14 protein-coding genes are annotated in these 16,427 nt (G+C 28.9%); 6 read left to right on the top strand and 8 right to left on the bottom strand.

The genetic code is table 11. From position 1 onward, the window contains the following. Nucleotides 1-200: 200 nt before the first annotated feature. Together hisF and J2127_RS02385 are read right to left on the bottom strand one after the other, a co-directional pair. Complete coding sequence (gene hisF, locus J2127_RS02390) at nucleotides 201-1,064, bottom strand: imidazole glycerol phosphate synthase subunit HisF (protein ID WP_209731818.1); 864 nt, start codon at nucleotides 1,062-1,064, stop codon at nucleotides 201-203. 127 nt (nucleotides 1,065-1,191) lie between these two features. Continuing rightward, complete coding sequence (locus J2127_RS02385; RefSeq protein ID WP_209731817.1) at nucleotides 1,192-1,962, bottom strand: MinD/ParA family ATP-binding protein; 771 nt, start codon at nucleotides 1,960-1,962, stop codon at nucleotides 1,192-1,194. A 471-nt stretch (nucleotides 1,963-2,433) separates the two neighbouring features. Here J2127_RS02385 and J2127_RS02380 point away from each other — a divergent pair, with 471 nt between their 5' ends. Together J2127_RS02380 and J2127_RS02375 are read left to right on the top strand one after the other, a co-directional pair. After that, entirely contained in the window at nucleotides 2,434-2,856 is a 423-nt protein-coding gene (locus J2127_RS02380) for a translation initiation factor IF-2 subunit beta (protein ID WP_209731816.1), read from the top strand. A gap of 233 nt (nucleotides 2,857-3,089) precedes the next feature. Next, nucleotides 3,090-4,220 carry a 60S ribosomal export protein NMD3 gene (locus J2127_RS02375; protein WP_209731815.1) on the top strand — a complete coding sequence of 377 codons (1,131 nt, stop codon included), beginning with the start codon at nucleotides 3,090-3,092 and terminating at the stop codon, nucleotides 4,218-4,220. 88 nt (nucleotides 4,221-4,308) lie between these two features. Here J2127_RS02375 and J2127_RS02370 read toward each other — a convergent pair whose 3' ends face one another. From J2127_RS02370 to purE, 3 genes are all read right to left on the bottom strand, one after another. After that, entirely contained in the window at nucleotides 4,309-5,232 is a 924-nt protein-coding gene (locus J2127_RS02370; RefSeq protein WP_209731814.1) for a homoserine kinase, read from the bottom strand. A 224-nt stretch (nucleotides 5,233-5,456) separates the two neighbouring features. Continuing rightward, nucleotides 5,457-7,382: a PINc/VapC family ATPase gene (locus J2127_RS02365; protein WP_209731813.1), complete on the bottom strand. Its 1,926-nt coding sequence runs from the start codon at nucleotides 7,380-7,382 to the stop codon at nucleotides 5,457-5,459. A gap of 238 nt (nucleotides 7,383-7,620) precedes the next feature. After that, nucleotides 7,621-8,091, bottom strand: a complete 471-nt coding sequence (gene purE, locus J2127_RS02360; RefSeq protein ID WP_209731812.1) for a 5-(carboxyamino)imidazole ribonucleotide mutase — start codon at nucleotides 8,089-8,091, stop codon at nucleotides 7,621-7,623. Nucleotides 8,092-8,307: 216 nt separating this feature from the next. Here purE and J2127_RS02355 point away from each other — a divergent pair, with 216 nt between their 5' ends. Further along, nucleotides 8,308-8,712, top strand: a complete 405-nt coding sequence (locus J2127_RS02355; RefSeq protein WP_209731811.1) for a nucleoside-diphosphate kinase — start codon at nucleotides 8,308-8,310, stop codon at nucleotides 8,710-8,712. A gap of 153 nt (nucleotides 8,713-8,865) precedes the next feature. Here the strand turns inward: J2127_RS02355 and J2127_RS02350 are convergent, their stop codons facing one another. Further along, entirely contained in the window at nucleotides 8,866-10,083 is a 1,218-nt protein-coding gene (locus tag J2127_RS02350; protein WP_209731810.1) for a proteasome-activating nucleotidase, read from the bottom strand. Nucleotides 10,084-10,456: 373 nt separating this feature from the next. Here J2127_RS02350 and J2127_RS02345 point away from each other — a divergent pair, with 373 nt between their 5' ends. Then, nucleotides 10,457-10,948, top strand: coding sequence for a multiprotein bridging factor aMBF1 (locus tag J2127_RS02345; RefSeq protein WP_209731809.1), 492 nt, complete (start codon nucleotides 10,457-10,459; stop codon nucleotides 10,946-10,948). Nucleotides 10,949-11,333: 385 nt separating this feature from the next. Here J2127_RS02345 and J2127_RS02340 read toward each other — a convergent pair whose 3' ends face one another. Beyond that, nucleotides 11,334-12,659 (bottom strand): molybdopterin molybdotransferase MoeA, encoded by a 1,326-nt coding sequence (locus J2127_RS02340; protein WP_209731808.1) that lies wholly within the window; start codon nucleotides 12,657-12,659, stop codon nucleotides 11,334-11,336. 191 nt (nucleotides 12,660-12,850) lie between these two features. Here J2127_RS02340 and mtnA point away from each other — a divergent pair, with 191 nt between their 5' ends. Next, nucleotides 12,851-13,822: an S-methyl-5-thioribose-1-phosphate isomerase gene (mtnA, locus tag J2127_RS02335; RefSeq protein WP_209731859.1), complete on the top strand. Its 972-nt coding sequence runs from the start codon at nucleotides 12,851-12,853 to the stop codon at nucleotides 13,820-13,822. A 44-nt stretch (nucleotides 13,823-13,866) separates the two neighbouring features. On the opposite strand, the gene hisI is transcribed toward mtnA, so the two are convergent. Next, a complete protein-coding gene (gene hisI, locus J2127_RS02330) occupies nucleotides 13,867-14,250 on the bottom strand; it encodes a phosphoribosyl-AMP cyclohydrolase (protein WP_209731807.1) in 384 nt (127 codons plus the stop codon). Between the two features lie 232 nt (nucleotides 14,251-14,482). Between hisI and infB the strand changes: the two genes are divergently transcribed. Continuing rightward, complete coding sequence (gene infB, locus J2127_RS02325; protein ID WP_209731806.1) at nucleotides 14,483-16,279, top strand: translation initiation factor IF-2; 1,797 nt, start codon at nucleotides 14,483-14,485, stop codon at nucleotides 16,277-16,279. Nucleotides 16,280-16,427 lie beyond the last annotated feature (148 nt).

Genomic DNA, 16,427 nt, shown 5'->3' with positions numbered 1-16,427 from the left:
GGGGTGTAAGTGTCAAGGTTTTCCGAGGCATTAAGCCCGCTAATACTAATAGTTCAAGTGATAAAAGATATTCTGGACACTTAAAGATATGAGAGCTTGTCTCAATAATGTTCAAAAATTTTATTTTTTTATAGGCAAATATATTTATTTATTTAAATATACGAATATTATTTTTAAAAAAAATAAAATTAGATTATATATTATAATCTAACCGGTATGTTTTCTTCAAACATTTCTTTTTTAATATCCTGAACGGTATATTCGCCATAGTGTAATATACTAGCCATAAGGGCAGCATCTGCGAAACCTTCTTTAAAAACATTTTTAACATGTTCTATATTACCACAGCCGCCACTTGCAATTACTGGTATTTTGATAGATTTGGAGATCATTGAAGTTAGTGGTATATCATAGCCTTCTTTTGTTCCATCTGCATCCATACTCGTTAGTAGTATTTCTCCTGCACCCAATTCTTCAACTTTTTTGGCCCAATTAATTGCATCGATGTTTGTAGCTTCCCTGCCTCCATAAATATAAACTTGGAACCAGAATTTACCTTTTGAATCTTCATATATATTTTTATACGTTAATCCTTTAATTTGGTTGTAGTTATTTGAATCCTCGTTTTCAATGTTATTTTCAATTTCTTCTGTTGTAATGTATGTTTTTTTAACATCCATGGCTACCACAACACATTGTGATCCATAAATGGCCGATGCATCAGATATTAATTGAGGGGTTTTAACTGCAGATGTATTTATAGATATTTTATCGGCACCTGCTCTTAATATCCTTTTAAAGTCATCAACTGTTTTTATACCTCCCCCTACAGTTAATGGTATAAAAACCTTTTCAGCAGTTTTTTTTACAACTTCAATTATTATATCTCTTTTTTCAAAAGATGCGGTAATATCTAAAAATACCAATTCGTCAGCACCCTGTTCATCGTATATTTTTGATAATTCAACAGGATCTCCAGCATCTCTTAATCCTAAAAAATTAGTTCCTTTGACAACTCTACCTTCTTTTATGTCTAAACAAGGTATTATTCTTTTGGTAAGCATTTTATTTCACCATATATTTAGAATTATATTATAAATAATTTTTAATAGATTTTAATAATTTAACTATCTATGAATATGTATGTTACTTGACTAATATCTTCATATTACTAGAAAAATTTGGTTTCCTTTATTTTTTAATATTACTTTTATTATCTTTTAAATCTTTAGCTACTTTTAAAGCTCTAGTGGATGCCAAATCTTTTTTAATATATATTTCTGCTAAATCTTCAGCTAAATTGGATAATTCCTTACTAAATTTGTTTCTAGATAATACGATAGGTTCTCCTTTTATCCACTGGTCTTCTACCGTAATTTCATAAGGTAAAACTGCAATAATATCTTCTAAGATTCCTTCGAACTCGACTATGTTCCTATTTTTGTTTAAAACTACCCCAATACAATCTATATCAATTGCATAAAGTAATTCTTTTGTTTTAATGGTGTTTATAACCCCTGGAATACTATCTTCGCCGATAACTATCATTTTATTTACTATTTTCTCATCAAGATTCAATGAAGAAAATAACAAACTACCTTCAACAATATTTGGAGGTAAGTCAATGATTATTATGTCGTACTTATTATTCAATTCATAGATTAAATCTACCATTCTACGTTGATTTAAATCCGTATTGAATGAATTAGGACTAGTATCTGATATTATAACATCCAAATCATCATAGTTATGTATGATATCCGTAATATCTAAATTTCCAGATAAGTAAGAATTTAGAGTATATGGTGTATCTTCGAATCCAAAAAGCAAAGAGCTGGTTCCTGCATAAATATCACAATCTATATACAGTGTTTTTGCTTTACTGCTTAAATAGTATGCAATATTGCCTGAAATGGTTGTTTTTCCAGTTCCTCCCTGAATATTGTAAAATCCAATTCTCATAAAATCCCCTAACTTTTTTTATTTTTTAATTTTCTTTAATTTTTTTATATTACTAGATTATTTTATTTACTTTTACGTTTAGTTTTAAATGTAAATGTATTAATATATATGTTATTAGCCATATATCAAATACCGTAATTTGGTAATTTTAAATATTTTATAATAATTTAGTATAATTAATAGTATTATATTTTTTAATTAAATAAGTTATGTAATATATGAATACCTTAATGAATTTTTTAAGTGTACAATCAATTATATAAATAAGTAATTACTATTATCTTATAAAAAAATTAAAATTAATAGTTAGTAATGTAGTAACATTATAGGTATGCCTAAGTTTAAGTAAAAAATTTTAACGCTAATTTAATCCATATTTTTAATTTATAAATATGATTGTATAATAATCAAATTATATTATTAATATTATTAATTTTTAATTATTTTTTCAAAAAGGATAACTTTCCTAAAATGGTGATTTATTTGGACTACAATTACGAAAAATTATTAGATAGGGCAAGAAGTAAGTTGCCAGAAGATGTTTTTAAAGACATAAGGTTTGAAATACCTAAAGCAGATAGCTTTGTAGAAGGTAATAGGACAATTATTAAAAACTTTAAAGAATTGGCTAAATTTATTGAAAGAGATGCACATGAGTTTTCTAAATACGTAATGAAAGAATTAGGTACTGCAGGAGATTTAGAAGGCAATAGATTGATATTACAAGGTAAATTTGGTTACAGATTAGTAAATGAAAAAATACAAAACTTTGTAAACGAATACGTATTGTGCCCAGAATGTGGAAAACCAGATACTAAGATAATTAAAGAAGGAAGAATTCATTTCTTAAAATGTACTGCTTGCGGTGCTATGAAGCCTGTTAAAACATTATAAACATAATTAGTATTATCTAAAATAATACTTTTTTAAATTCTTCATATCCTATATTTTATTAAAATAATGCTGATTTTAAATTTATTTTTAAATTTAGTTCTTACTTTGATTATTTTTGTATGTAATTCTACTTAATATTAATTTATACTTGAAAATTCTTTTATTCATAGATATTTGATTTAGTTTGAATTATAGGGAATATAATTTAATAAATATTTTTAATAGGTGGAATAATGTCAAATAATGATAAAATTACTATAGATAGTGGCTCTAATAATGCAAAAGGTTCATTTTGTTATAGGTGTGGCCATGAAGGAGAATTATTAGATGGTTTATGTAATTTGTGCTATAGTCAGCTAAACCCCTTGTTTACCATTGATGATAGACTAACTATCGAAGTATGTCACATGTGTGGTTCTTATAAAAGAAAACTATGGTGTGACCCAAAAAGTGAGGATACTTACGCCATAATGGATGAAATTGCATATTTTGCAGTTAAAGATAACTTAAAAAAATCAAATAAATCCATTGACGTACAGATAATTCCAAAAGAAGCTAAGCAATTGCCTGGTGGCAAACACTCAAGAGTTGAAATACCGGTCACTATAATCGCAGAAGGTAGATTAATCGGTGAAAAACGAGATAGGACTGAAGAAAAGGAAGTTGTAGTTTATTTAACCATGGTACAATGTCCAAGATGTTCAAGATGTATGTCTAACTATTATGAGGGAACGTTACAAGTTCGGGCAATGGGTCGGTTTTTATCGGAAGAAGAAAGAGTTGAATTGGATGATTTCGTGCGAGAAGAAGTAAGTAGAAGACTTAAGAAAGATAGAATGGCATTTATATCTAAATTTATAATCCAAAAAGAAGGTTTAGATTATCAAATGGGTTCTATGGGAGCTATACGAAATATTGCTTCTGCAATAAAAACAAAATATGGTGGTAAATCCTTAGAAACTGCCAAATTAGTGGGCGTAGATAAAGATACTGGTAAAGATCAATATCGGATAACCGTATCAATAAGGATACCGCAGTATGCCATCGGCGATGTTATTGCATATAATGAAACAATATGTGTGGTAACTGCTATATCTGAAGATAAAACACATTTAAAAATATTGGATAATTCTGAAAAAATAAGTTTAAATTGGAATGACGTCGAAAAGAATACTTATTTAGTATGTAAGTCTTCAGAATGCCAAACTGCCACTGTAATTTCAGTAGCTGACGATACGATAATGGCAATGGATGATATTACGTACGAAGTTTATGAGTATAACAACGACGTAAAAACCAAGGAAGGTTCCAAAGTTAAAATCTTCAAAAATGAAGAATTGAATAGAATAATAGATTTAACATAAAAAAATAAATTAGATAGTATATATTAAATCTTTAAATCTTTAAATTTTTTTATTTTTATTTGATTTTTTAATTCTTTACCTTATTTTTTTATTTTTTAATTTCGTAAGCTCCTTTACCAACACTGGTTTCATAAACTGGACAATCCCAAATTTCTTTAAATATTTTTGCAATTTCGGAGCTACATTCTTTATTTTTAGGTATTGCAATTATTGCAGGCCCTGAGCCACTAATGGTAATTCCATATGCAAATTCTTCAACTTTAACTTTTGCTTCATCATATCCTTGTATTAATGTAGCCCTACAAGGTTCTACAACCTGATCGCCCATCATATATTTTCCCAAATTTTCAAAATCTTTATTGTATATTGAATGAATCATACCTGTGGCTTTACCAACATTGTTGACCATTTTTGATATCGGGATTTCTTGAGGCAATATTTTCCTGGCTTCTTTGGTACTAACTTGAATATTTGGGAGTGCAACAACAACATTCATATCTAAAGGAATGTTCAATACTTCTAATGGTTCATAGCTAGTTGTTAATGTAAAATTACCCATTATGCCTGGTGCAACGTTATCCGCGTGTGGAGCTCCTGCAGCAACTGCTTCACCCAATGATGCATATTTTATCAATTTTAAATCGTCTAAATTCAACTCGAATAACTTGTTCATTGCTACAGCGACGCCTGAACAAGATGCAGAACTGCTACCTAATCCACTACCTGGTTTTATTCCTTTTTGGATTTTAATGTGTACACAATCTTGAATATTGAAATCTTCCATCATTTTTAAAGCAACAACACCTGCGGTGTTTTGTGCAGGATCTAATGGAATTTCTTCAGCTTTTTCGCCCGAAACACTTATTTTTACCTTTTCACAACATTTACATGACGATTCTATTATTTCTACGGTTACTAAGTCATAGGGTTCTTTAAGTGCAAGACCAAATATATCGTAACCAGGGCCTAGGTTTGCAGAAGTTGCAGGGGAGTAAATTGTAATTTCTTTCATTAAAACACCTTAATTTATTTTTAAATAAACTCAATATTATTATCATTTTTTTATTAGATTATATTATCTTATTTAACTGTTAATATGTAATGGCGTTTAAATTAATATATATAACTGTTTAAAAAAGTTCAATTCTCTTGAATTATATAAAAAAATAGAAATTAATTTTGAAAGATATTTATTATAAATTAATTAATTAAGTAAGTAAGTTATATTGGATAGACTTAAAAATCAATGTATATGTCTTTGCCCTTTTTCATTGCTTTTTGAAGCTCTTTTCCAACGTTTGTTTTTTTATTAATATTTACATTGCCACTTGAATTTACAGTTGCTGTGCAAATATAATCTCCATCAACGTATACTTTAATGTTTGAGCCAATATAATCTTCGCCTGCTTCTATTACAATATGTTTGCCGGTTTCAACTAATTTGGTCATTTCATAATCATTTACGTACTCATATGTCGGATAATCTACAAGGGGTTCGTTGTTTATAACTTTTTCTCTTACATTTATTTTTAAACCCAATGTATCTTCAAGTTTTGAAATTTCTTTCCCCCCTTTTCCAATAATTGCAGGGATGTATTTTTCAGAAACTTTTATTTCAATAGTGTCCTTATTGACTATTGAAACTTCAGGGTAACATTTTTTAGGAAGTAATTTTTTTAAAACATCTTTTAATTTATCTTCTGCGTATTTAAATACGGGTGTTTCAGTTCGTTGCTGTTTTATTGGCATTACTACAACTTGTTCACCATATGTATATATCTCGTATTCTGGCATTTTAGTTTCAAAGTCTACAACCTCTATAATAGGTCTTGCAAGATCTGATTCTTTCATACCATAAGGTACTTTTACATTAAACTCAACTTCGTATACTTTTCCAACTTTTCCGTCCTCGATAAATATCACAGTATCTACAATTTGAGGTATTATACCTAATTCGACTCTTCCAATTAACCTTTGAATTGAATCGATGGGTTTTGAGGCATGTACTACCCCAACCATACCAACACCTGCCATTCTCATATCTGCGAATATTTCAAAATCTTTTGTTTTTCTTACTTCATCGTATATGGTATAGTCAGGTCTTACTAATAATAATATATCGCAAGTATTTTCCATTTTATTTTCTAGTGGAGCATATTGTGTTATTTCATTACCTACTTGCAAGTCTCTTGGACTTTCCATGGTTTTAACAATTTTATTTAATGATTGGTAGCTTTCTGCAAGTGCAGAAACAAATGTTGACTTACCGCTCCCTGGTGCACCAGAAACAAAAATACCTTCGGCTTTTTTCAATTTTTCGTTCAATTGTTCTGGTAAATTATAACTTTCAAGGGTGGCTTTTGCAATAGGTCTAACAGCAGTCACTTCCAAAGCTTCTGAAAATGGAGGTCTTGATATAGAAATTCTTAGATTTCCAAGCTGTAATACCGTAGCACCTCTTTTTTGTATCTCTGTTAAACCGTTATTCTGTTCACTATATCTTAAAATATTATCGATTATATATTCCATTTTATTTTTAGATAATATTTCGCTATTGAATGGTCTTAATACAACACTACCTGGTTTTCCTATTTTAACAAATGGTTTACATCCTTCTTTCAAGTGAACTGAAGAAGTATTTTCGTCAAAATAATCTTTCAATAGTAAATCTACTTTTTCTGTTGCTACTTTTAGATAATATGATCTTATATCTTGCGCAACTGCAATGTTGTATTGTATCCAATCACTAGTTAATAAGATCGAATCCTTTTCTTTTGCTACGTTCCTAATTAAGGCATCTATTTCACCACTTTTGGCCAGTGAAACCATTTCTAAATTTGGTCTTTCGCCATAATATGTTAGAATTAAATTACTGTCGCTGTCTTTAACTATTTCAGACAGTTTTTTTAATTCCTCAATACCCATATATCCAATTTCCCGTCCTTTGTTGGCTTGAGCTTCTAACTCAGCAACAACAGCTTCTGGAACTATTATTTCACAATTTTTCAATTTTTTATTTTTAATAAGTTCCGTTATTCTACCATCTATAACAACACAGGTGTCGAGGGTTATCTTTTCGTCGATTAATTCCTCAAATGTCGGTAGCCCTTCATATTTTTTATTTTTTAAGTCAGTGTTTAAATCCAAAAATATCACCATCATGATCATATAACTTATAAATTACAATAAAGAATACATAATAAATTATATTTTAAAGAATAGTTTATTTATTTTTTATAAATGAGGCTCTGTAAATTATAATTTTATTAGAATTGATTACTCTACTAATAATATAAATTCAAATATAAATATTTATTAGAATTTTAAAATAAAAATAGTTATGGGATAAATAAATAAGATTAGCGTATTTAATAAATATGTCAAAATATTCGATAATCAGTTACAATAATTTTTGAATTTCTGAATTATCGTCATATACTTTGTTTTTCTGAGATTCCCTATATTCTGCTAATTTTTCAGCAATTTTTTCATCTGAAATCGATAACATCTGTAATGCCAATATTGCAGCATTTTCTCCTCTATCTATACCTACGCAAGCTACAGGTATTCCAGGGGGCATTTGAACAGCACTTAATAAGGCATCTAATCCATCAAGTTTACTTTCCACAGGAACTGCAATAACTGGTTTTGTTGTCATTGATGCTACTACACCAGGTAAATGAGCAGCAAGTCCCGCAATGGCTATAAATACAGCAGATTCTGAGCTTTTTACAATTTTTTCAACTAAAGCAGGTGTTCTATGTGCAGAAGCTACGTTTACATTATAATTTACATCAAATTCCTTTAAAATTTTGGTTGCTTTTTCAGCAATTTTAATGTCGCTTTTACTTCCCATTATTATTGTAATCATAATTCACCATTTTAACATCTATAATGTACTATATTCGATATATTATCCTATAATACTCTTTAGTCTATTTGATATATAAAACCGTATTGAAATTTGAAATCATAATTTTAAAATTACTATTTATTAATATTTATGTTTTAAATTTAATAAAAACATTAATATTTACGGGAAATCATAGTTTATGTATTTATAAATCATATGTGCGAGGGATATATTATGATAGAAAGAACTTTTGTGGCCATAAAACCTGACGCAGTAAAAAGAAAATTGGCTGGAAAAATAATTCAGAGATTTGAAGATAAGGGATTTGACATTGTTAACCTAAGAATGTTATTATTGGATGACGAGTTATTGGGGCAATATTATGGGGAGCATAAAGGTAAAGACTTCTACGATGCTTTGGTATCCTTTATGAAGTCAGGCCCTATCATAGCAATGGTTGTTGAAGGTAATGATGCAGTAAAGAACGTGAGAACTATGGTTGGAGCTACAAAACCCTGGGAAGCAAGTATGGGTACAATAAGGGGGGATTATGGATTAAGCACACCTCACAATGTAATACACGCATCAGATAGTTTAGAAAGTGCAAAAAGAGAAATTAATTTGTTTTTTAAAGATTAAAAAATAAAGATTAAAAATATTAAAAATTTAACATTATTAAAAGAAAAAAAATTTAAAAATTTAACGGAAAAGTGTTAAATTATATTTATTTAAATTATTTATTTTATTATTTTTTTTATTAGTTTATTATTTAATTATTTTTAATATATTATTTTATCCATACATTAAAGATACTTGTGGTTTTATTTCTTCTTTTGGAGTGGTTTTGCTTTTAATTTTATCAATAGCTTCTTCAAAATCTTTTAATTTAATATATTCCCTATCTTCTCTAATCGCAAACATACCTGCTTCAGTACAAACTGCTTTTAAATCTGCACCAACCATTCCTTCAGTTAATTTAGCAACATCTTTTAACTCTATATTCTTTAAATTCATTTTTGAGGTATGTATTTTTAATATTTCAATTCTACCTTCTTCGTCAGGATTTGCTATTTCTATAATCCTGTCAAATCGTCCTGGCCTTAATATGGCAGAATCTAAGATATCTGGTCTGTTTGTAGCTGCAATTATTTTTACATCGCCTCTAGAGTCAAAACCATCCATTTCAGCTAACAATTGCATTAAAGTTCTTTGAACTTCTCTGTCGCCGCCTGTTAATGATTCAGTTCTTTTACTAGCAACAGCATCAATCTCATCAATAAATATGATACATGGAGATTTCTCTTTTGCTAACTTGAAAACATCTCTAACTAATTTGGCACCTTCTCCGATAAATTTTTTAACTAATTCGGAGCCCACTACTCTAATAAATGAAGCATTAGTTTCATAAGCAACAGCTTTTGCAAGGAGTGTTTTACCAGTTCCTGGAGGACCGTACAATAAAATACCTTTTGGTGGTACTATCCCTATTTTTTCAAATAATTCAGGCTTTTTCAATGGTAATTCCACTACTTCTTTTATTTCTCTAATTTGATTGCTTAATCCGCCAATTTCTTCAAATGTTATATTAGGTTTCTCTTCTATTTCCATAGCCATGGCTCTGTAATCTTTTTCTTTAGATAAGACTTCAACTACTGCAAGGGTTTGCTGATTTAAACAAACTCTTTCGCCAGGTACTATTTCTTCAGGATCTACAAACTGGGAAATATTTACTAAGAAGTTAGGGCCGGTAGAACTTTTAACAACTACTTTTCGAGAGCTTACTTTATCGATTACAGTACCCATTATAAGAGGGGGGATTCTTAATTTATCCAATTCTCTTTTTAAGATTTCATTTTCTTTTTTAAGCTGACTATTTTCTCTAGATATGTCTTTATTCTTTAATTCGGCTCTTAATATTTTATTTTCTAAGTCCATGATGTAATTCCTTTCCTTGTATTCATCAAGGTCTAAGTCATTTATTTCGCTTGAATAATCTTCAGGATAGTTCATGTTATTCCTCCTCGATTTTTAAAGAGGTATCCTTATTTTAATATTTTATAAAAATACTTAAATTTTCAATACACTTTAAATTATATTTGTAACAATTATTTACTTAATATTTACTTATTAAATATATATTTTAATATATTTTTAATATACTACTTATATATTTTTAATATTATTTTGAGTTATTGTATTTATATATTTAATTGAATTATTATAACTGTAATATAAATTATAAAATTAGATATATAATTAAATAAGTACTTAAACTATATATAATTAATAGATTTTTGATTATATAAAAATAATATAGAATAGTATATATCTTAGAACATATTTTAGTATAATTCAATATAATTAGTATATAAAAGGTGATATTATGGAATGTGAACTTTGTGGTAAAATTACGTCAGAACTTTATAAGTCAAAAATAGAGGGCGTTGAAATGTTATTATGTAAAGAGTGTGCTAAGTTTGGCAAATCTCCAAAAACTTATTCAAGATACTCTTTAAACAATGCAGTGCCTATCTCTTCAGATAAACCTAAAAAGGCTAAAAAACCTATAGGTCATAAGAAAGATATGTTTGATGACTTAAAAGTGGTTGTAGAAGACTATGGTGATGTAATTCGTAAAGCAAGAGAAAAAAAGCATATGACTACCAAAGAACTTGCTTTAAAGATTGGTATGAAAGAATCTACTCTTCATAAATTAGAGCGTGGGGAATTGGAACCTGAAGAAAAATACGTTAAAAAACTCGAAAGTAGTTTGGGAATAAGCCTCTATGAAGATTCTGAAGGTTACGAAGATGCAAAAGTTAAAAAAGAGTCATTTACATTAGGTGACTTTGTAAAAATTAAAAGAAGAAAATAAATTGATATTTTTTTATTTTTATACTATTTTCACTTTTTAGTTTTTAATTTGATATTCTTTTAGAATACAAATAATATATTAAAAAATTAAACTTATTTTTAATTATTATCTACTATACCTATTTTTTTTTATGAATAATCTAGAATATGCACCCAAATAATATCCCATATAGGATATTAGTATAATTTCTATAATTAAGCCAATATCTATGCTTTTTAGGTTAATGTATAAATTATTAAAGTTATTTAGCGCAACATATGCAATATAGTAAATAATAATGTTAATTAAGATAACTAATGGTATTTTTTTAAACGACATTATATCTGAATTATAACCCATAAATAAAGAAATCAATATATTAATTGATATCAATGGTAACATATTTTCACTTTTTGAATAGATGAACGGATACAACGTCCCCTTTTTCATAACCTTCAATATTTTCATCGATTATAACATAACCATCTGCTGATGAGAGTGAAGAAATTACTCCACTACCGGATATTCTTAAAGGTTCCGCAAATAGCTTTGAATTTGTATTTTTTGAATCTGAATCATATGTAAGTTTTACCCTCATAATATCTGTCCTACCTAAGGAGGAGGCAAAATTACGAGTTAACGGGATTTTTAATGTTTTTAATGGTTCGAAATACTGATTAAACAATAATTCAAACTGAACTGCTGCAGCTACGGGGTATCCTGATAATATATATATAAATTTTGAACTATTTCCTAATTTAATTTTAGAGAAGCCTACTGGTCGTCCAGGTCTTATTTTAATACCATGGTACATTATTTCTCCTAATTTGCTAATTTCCTCAAATGTATAATCTCTATCGCCTACAGAAGTGCCTCCTGTGGTCATAAGTATATCATTTTCTGAAAGTATCTTTAAAATACATTTTTCAATTTCTTTGGGGTTATCTTCGACATGGTCGTAAGCTTTGGCATCAAATCCACAGTTTTTTAATAGACTTTTTAACATAACGGAATTGGAATTTATGATAGAGCCAGTTTTGGATATATATTCCATATCTATTTTTTTGAGTTCATCATTTTTATCATTTACTTCTTTACCATAATTTTCAATACTAATTAATTCATCTCCTGTGGATAGAATACCTATTTTTAAATAAGTGCAATTTACTTTTTTTATCCCAACTGATGCTAATAGTGCAATATGGTAAGGGGTGATAACTTCGCCTTTTTTAATAATTATGTCCCCTTTTTTAAGATCTTCGCCTATTTTGGACACATTTTCAAAGGGATGTACGCCCAAATAAACTTCGATATAATCATCATATTCTTTGACGTATTCTTTCATAACAACGGCATTTGAGCCTTCAGGGATTTTCGTACCTGTGGATACTTTAGTGGCAAAGCCATTTATTAATTCAAAATTTTCATCTCCTACGGTATTTTTACCTTCAAATTTTGAATTTTCTTCATCACTGAATTCTATTTTTTCTAAAATTATTGGATTGTTATCACTAGCTCCAAAAACATCTTCTGCAATTACGGAATAGCCATCCATAGCGGATTTATTGAATGATGGTAAATCTGTAGGTGATAATATATCATCGTGAGATATTTTGTTTAAACAATCATTTAAATTAAATTCTTTATATTTATCCTTTATAAATTCATCCAACTCTTGAAAAGTTATTTTTTTAGCATCTTCATAAGATATCAATTCTTTTACAAATTTCAAAAAATCACCAAATTAATATAATAAATCATCAGTATTAAAATCCTAGTTAATATTATGGTTATTTTCGATTATATTATTTTTTATACTATCATCATAATATACATTTTAAAGACATATTTAAAATAGCAACTTATGATTATTGAATATAAAAACAAAAAAACAAAAAAACAAATGGAGCATTGATGGATACTATGAGCGACATTAGGCCTATAATTTGGAATGAAGAGAATAAAGAACTTATTTTAATTGACCAGAGGAAATTACCTAATAAATTAGAATATTTCATCTGCAAAACTTACAAAGATGTGGCTTTAGCAATAAAGGACATGGTTGTAAGGGGCGCTCCAGCTATAGGAGTTTCTGCAGCATACGGAATGGCTTTAGCAGAACTGGAAAACTCTGCCTCTGATTTTATACAAAAAGCATACGAAGAATTAAAATTAACACGACCAACGGCGGTAAATTTATTTTGGGCTTTAGATAAATGTATGAATTCTTACAAAAATGATATTAGTTTGTTGGATGAAGCAAAAAGGATACATGAAGAAGATGTTGAATTATGTAAAAAGATAGGAGAACTTGGTCAAACATTATTTGAGGATGGAGACGTTATATTAACGCATTGTAATGCCGGGGCTCTTGCTACGTCTGCATATGGTACTGCATTAAGTGCAATTAGATTTGCAAGATATGCTGGAAAAAATATATCTGTAATATCTGATGAGACAAGACCAAGATTACAAGGGGCTAAGTTGACTTGTTTTGAATTAAATTATGAAGGTATCCCCGTAACTGCTATATCGGATAATACCGCAGGTTTTTTAATGAAACAAGGAAAAGTGGATAAAATAATTGTTGGAGCCGATAGGATATTGGCTGATTACCACGTATTTAATAAAATAGGCACTTATTCATTGGCAATTTTGGCTAAATATCATAATATACCGTTTTATGTAGCGGCACCCTACTCTACATTTGATTTTGAAAATAGTGTAGGAAATATCGAAATAGAGCAACGGGCTGACGAAGAGGTTACGCATATCGACGGTGTTAGGATAGTAGCAGAAGGTGTACCCGTAATTAATTATGCTTTCGACTGCACACCCCCTGAATTGATAACTGCAATCATAACCGAGGATAAAATAATTTATCCTAACAAATAATTTATTTTTTATATTTATTTTTTTATATTTAAACCATGGGTTTATTAGTCGAATTTAGTTCCAAAAGATTCATAACTACCATCTTTTTCTATTTTATTGTGGAAGCAAGACATATAACCCTCATGGCATGCCCATCCAGTCTGCTCTACTTCAAATAATAGTGCATCCCCGTCACAATCTCTATATATATTTAGCACTTTTTGAATATTCCCACTTTCTTCCCCCTTCTTCCAAAGTTTTTGACGACTGGTAGAATAATAGTGCATATATCCGGTTTCTAAAGTTTTTTTAAGGGATTCTTCATTCATAAAGGCAGTCATTAGTACTAAATTTTCCTTATTTTTAACAATTGCCAATATTAACTTTTTATTATCTATATTTCTAAATTTTAAGTCCATATTTTTTAGTATTGCATCGTAATTTTCCATACTATCACGTTAGTAATATTGTAATTTTATATCAATATCAATATTTTTAAATTTTTTATTACATATTTGTATGATATTTTAGCATATTTTATATAATATATCGTACTAATATAAATGATAATTTAATATATTTCATATTAAATTATGTGTATAAAAGAATATTAATCTATTAAAATTATTAAAATATTTATGTAATCTCTTTTAAGAATCTCAAAATTGTAATGGTGATATTATGGCATTAAGATGCCCTATTGTAAGTGTATTGGGTCACGTAGACCATGGAAAAACTTCCTTATTGGACAAAATTAGAACTACTAGGGTTACAACTCGTGAAGCAGGCGGTATAACTCAACATATCGGTGCAAGTGAAATACCTATCGGAACCATAAAAAAAGTTTCAAAGGATTTATTGAGTATATTTAAGGCTGATTTATCGATACCCGGTATCTTGGTAATTGATACTCCAGGTCACGAAGCTTTTACCTCATTAAGAAAAAGGGGGGGAGCTTTAGCTGACATTGCCATCTTAGTTGTAGATATCAATGAAGGATTTAAACCTCAAACCATAGAGGCCATTAACATATTAAAGCAGTGCAAAACACCGTTTGTAGTTGCAGCTAACAAGTTAGATAAGATTTCAGGATGGAATTCGGTTGAAGGACCTTTTGTAACTAATTTCAATGAACAGAAGCAACACCCAAATGCCCTAACAGACTTTGAAATAAAACTTTATGAAAATGTAATTGCTCCTTTAAATGAATTGGGTTTTGAAGCAGACGTCTTTTCAAGAGTTAAGGACACAACCACAACAATTAATATTTTACCAGTTTCTGCAATGACTGGAGAAGGAATACCTGATTTATTGATAATTATTGCAGGTCTTGCTCAAAAATTCTTGGAACAAAAATTGGGTTTAAATGTAGATGGGTATGCTAAAGGAACCGTTTTAGAAATAAAAGAAGAAAAAGGTCTCGGAAAAACAATTGATGCCATAATTTATGACGGAATTGCAAAAGCTGGTGACTATGTAGTTATTGGAAATCCTGATGGTATCATAACTTCAAAAGTGAAAGCATTATTGAAACCTAAGGCTTTAGATGAAATGATGGATCCAAGAGATAAATTTAAACCTTCAAAGCAAATTGTAGCAGCTACTGGGGTTAAAATATCTGCTCCAGATCTAGATAACGTAATTGCAGGTAGTCCTTTGAGAATAGTTCCTAAATCACAAATAGAAGTTGCTAAAGAAGAAATTGTTCAAGAAATAGAAGACTTTGAAATTAAATTGGATGAAGAAGGTATTATTATAAAAGCTGACACAATGGGTTCATTAGAGGCTTTAGCTACAGAATTAAGAAAAAAAGATGTTAAAATAAAAAAGGCTGAAGTTGGAGATGTGAATAAAAAAGATGTCATCGAAGCTGCATCTTATGCAATATCAAATCCTTACAACGGTGCCATAATAGCTTTTAACGCCAAAGTATTGAATGATGCAAAATTAGAACTCGAAAAGAACGACGTAAAATTGTTTGAAGATAAAATTATTTATAAATTGGTTGAAGATTATGAAGATTGGATTAAAGAATTGGAAGAATCTTTAAAATCTGATGAGTTAAATAAATTGACAAAACCCGCTATATTAAAAATTTTACCAAACTGTATATTTAGACAGAAAGCACCTGCAGTTTGCGGTGTTGAAGTATTATATGGTACTTTAAAAGTTGGTAGTAACATAATGTTGGAAGATGGTAAAAGAGTAGGTTATGTTAAAGAACTTAGAAACAGTCAACAAGAGACAATCAAAGAAGCAAAAGTTGGTATGCAAGTGCCTATTTCAATTGATGGCTCTTTAATATTGGGTAGACACGCTAAAGAAGAAGATATATTGTATGTGGAGGTTCCAGAACCTGAAGTTAGGAAATTCTACCATGAATACAAATCTGAATTAAGAGGCGATGAACTAGAGGCACTAAATCGATATACTGAATTAAAACAAAAAGTCGAAAATAATGTATTTTGGGGTATGTAATTACGTCAAAACGTGTATTATTTATTTACAAAATACGTTTATTTTTTAGATTTTTTTATTTATCATCGCTAGTAATATATACCTAAAAATACCAATAGATATAATAGTAAACTACTATTATCTATTAAAACATTTATTATATTTGGAC

The organism is Methanococcus voltae, assembly GCF_017875395.1.
In the GTDB taxonomy this organism is placed as follows: Archaea; AGJL01; Methanococci; order Methanococcales; family Methanococcaceae; genus Methanococcus; species Methanococcus voltae_C.
This window is presented reverse-complemented; position numbering and strand designations above follow the sequence as displayed.

Coding starts and splice junctions, on each gene's coding strand:
- purE (WP_209731812.1), bottom strand. CDS start 8,091: ATGATTACAATAATAATGGGAAGTAAAAGCGACATTAAAATTGCTGAA.
- J2127_RS02365 (WP_209731813.1), bottom strand. CDS start 7,382: ATGATGGTGATATTTTTGGATTTAAACACTGACTTAAAAAATAAAAAA.
- J2127_RS02355 (WP_209731811.1), top strand. CDS start 8,308: ATGATAGAAAGAACTTTTGTGGCCATAAAACCTGACGCAGTAAAAAGA.
- hisF (WP_209731818.1), bottom strand. CDS start 1,064: ATGCTTACCAAAAGAATAATACCTTGTTTAGACATAAAAGAAGGTAGA.
- J2127_RS02345 (WP_209731809.1), top strand. CDS start 10,457: ATGGAATGTGAACTTTGTGGTAAAATTACGTCAGAACTTTATAAGTCA.
- J2127_RS02375 (WP_209731815.1), top strand. CDS start 3,090: ATGTCAAATAATGATAAAATTACTATAGATAGTGGCTCTAATAATGCA.
- J2127_RS02350 (WP_209731810.1), bottom strand. CDS start 10,083: ATGAACTATCCTGAAGATTATTCAAGCGAAATAAATGACTTAGACCTT.
- mtnA (WP_209731859.1), top strand. CDS start 12,851: ATGAGCGACATTAGGCCTATAATTTGGAATGAAGAGAATAAAGAACTT.
- hisI (WP_209731807.1), bottom strand. CDS start 14,250: ATGGAAAATTACGATGCAATACTAAAAAATATGGACTTAAAATTTAGA.
- infB (WP_209731806.1), top strand. CDS start 14,483: ATGGCATTAAGATGCCCTATTGTAAGTGTATTGGGTCACGTAGACCAT.
- J2127_RS02380 (WP_209731816.1), top strand. CDS start 2,434: ATGGTGATTTATTTGGACTACAATTACGAAAAATTATTAGATAGGGCA.
- J2127_RS02370 (WP_209731814.1), bottom strand. CDS start 5,232: ATGAAAGAAATTACAATTTACTCCCCTGCAACTTCTGCAAACCTAGGC.
- J2127_RS02385 (WP_209731817.1), bottom strand. CDS start 1,962: ATGAGAATTGGATTTTACAATATTCAGGGAGGAACTGGAAAAACAACC.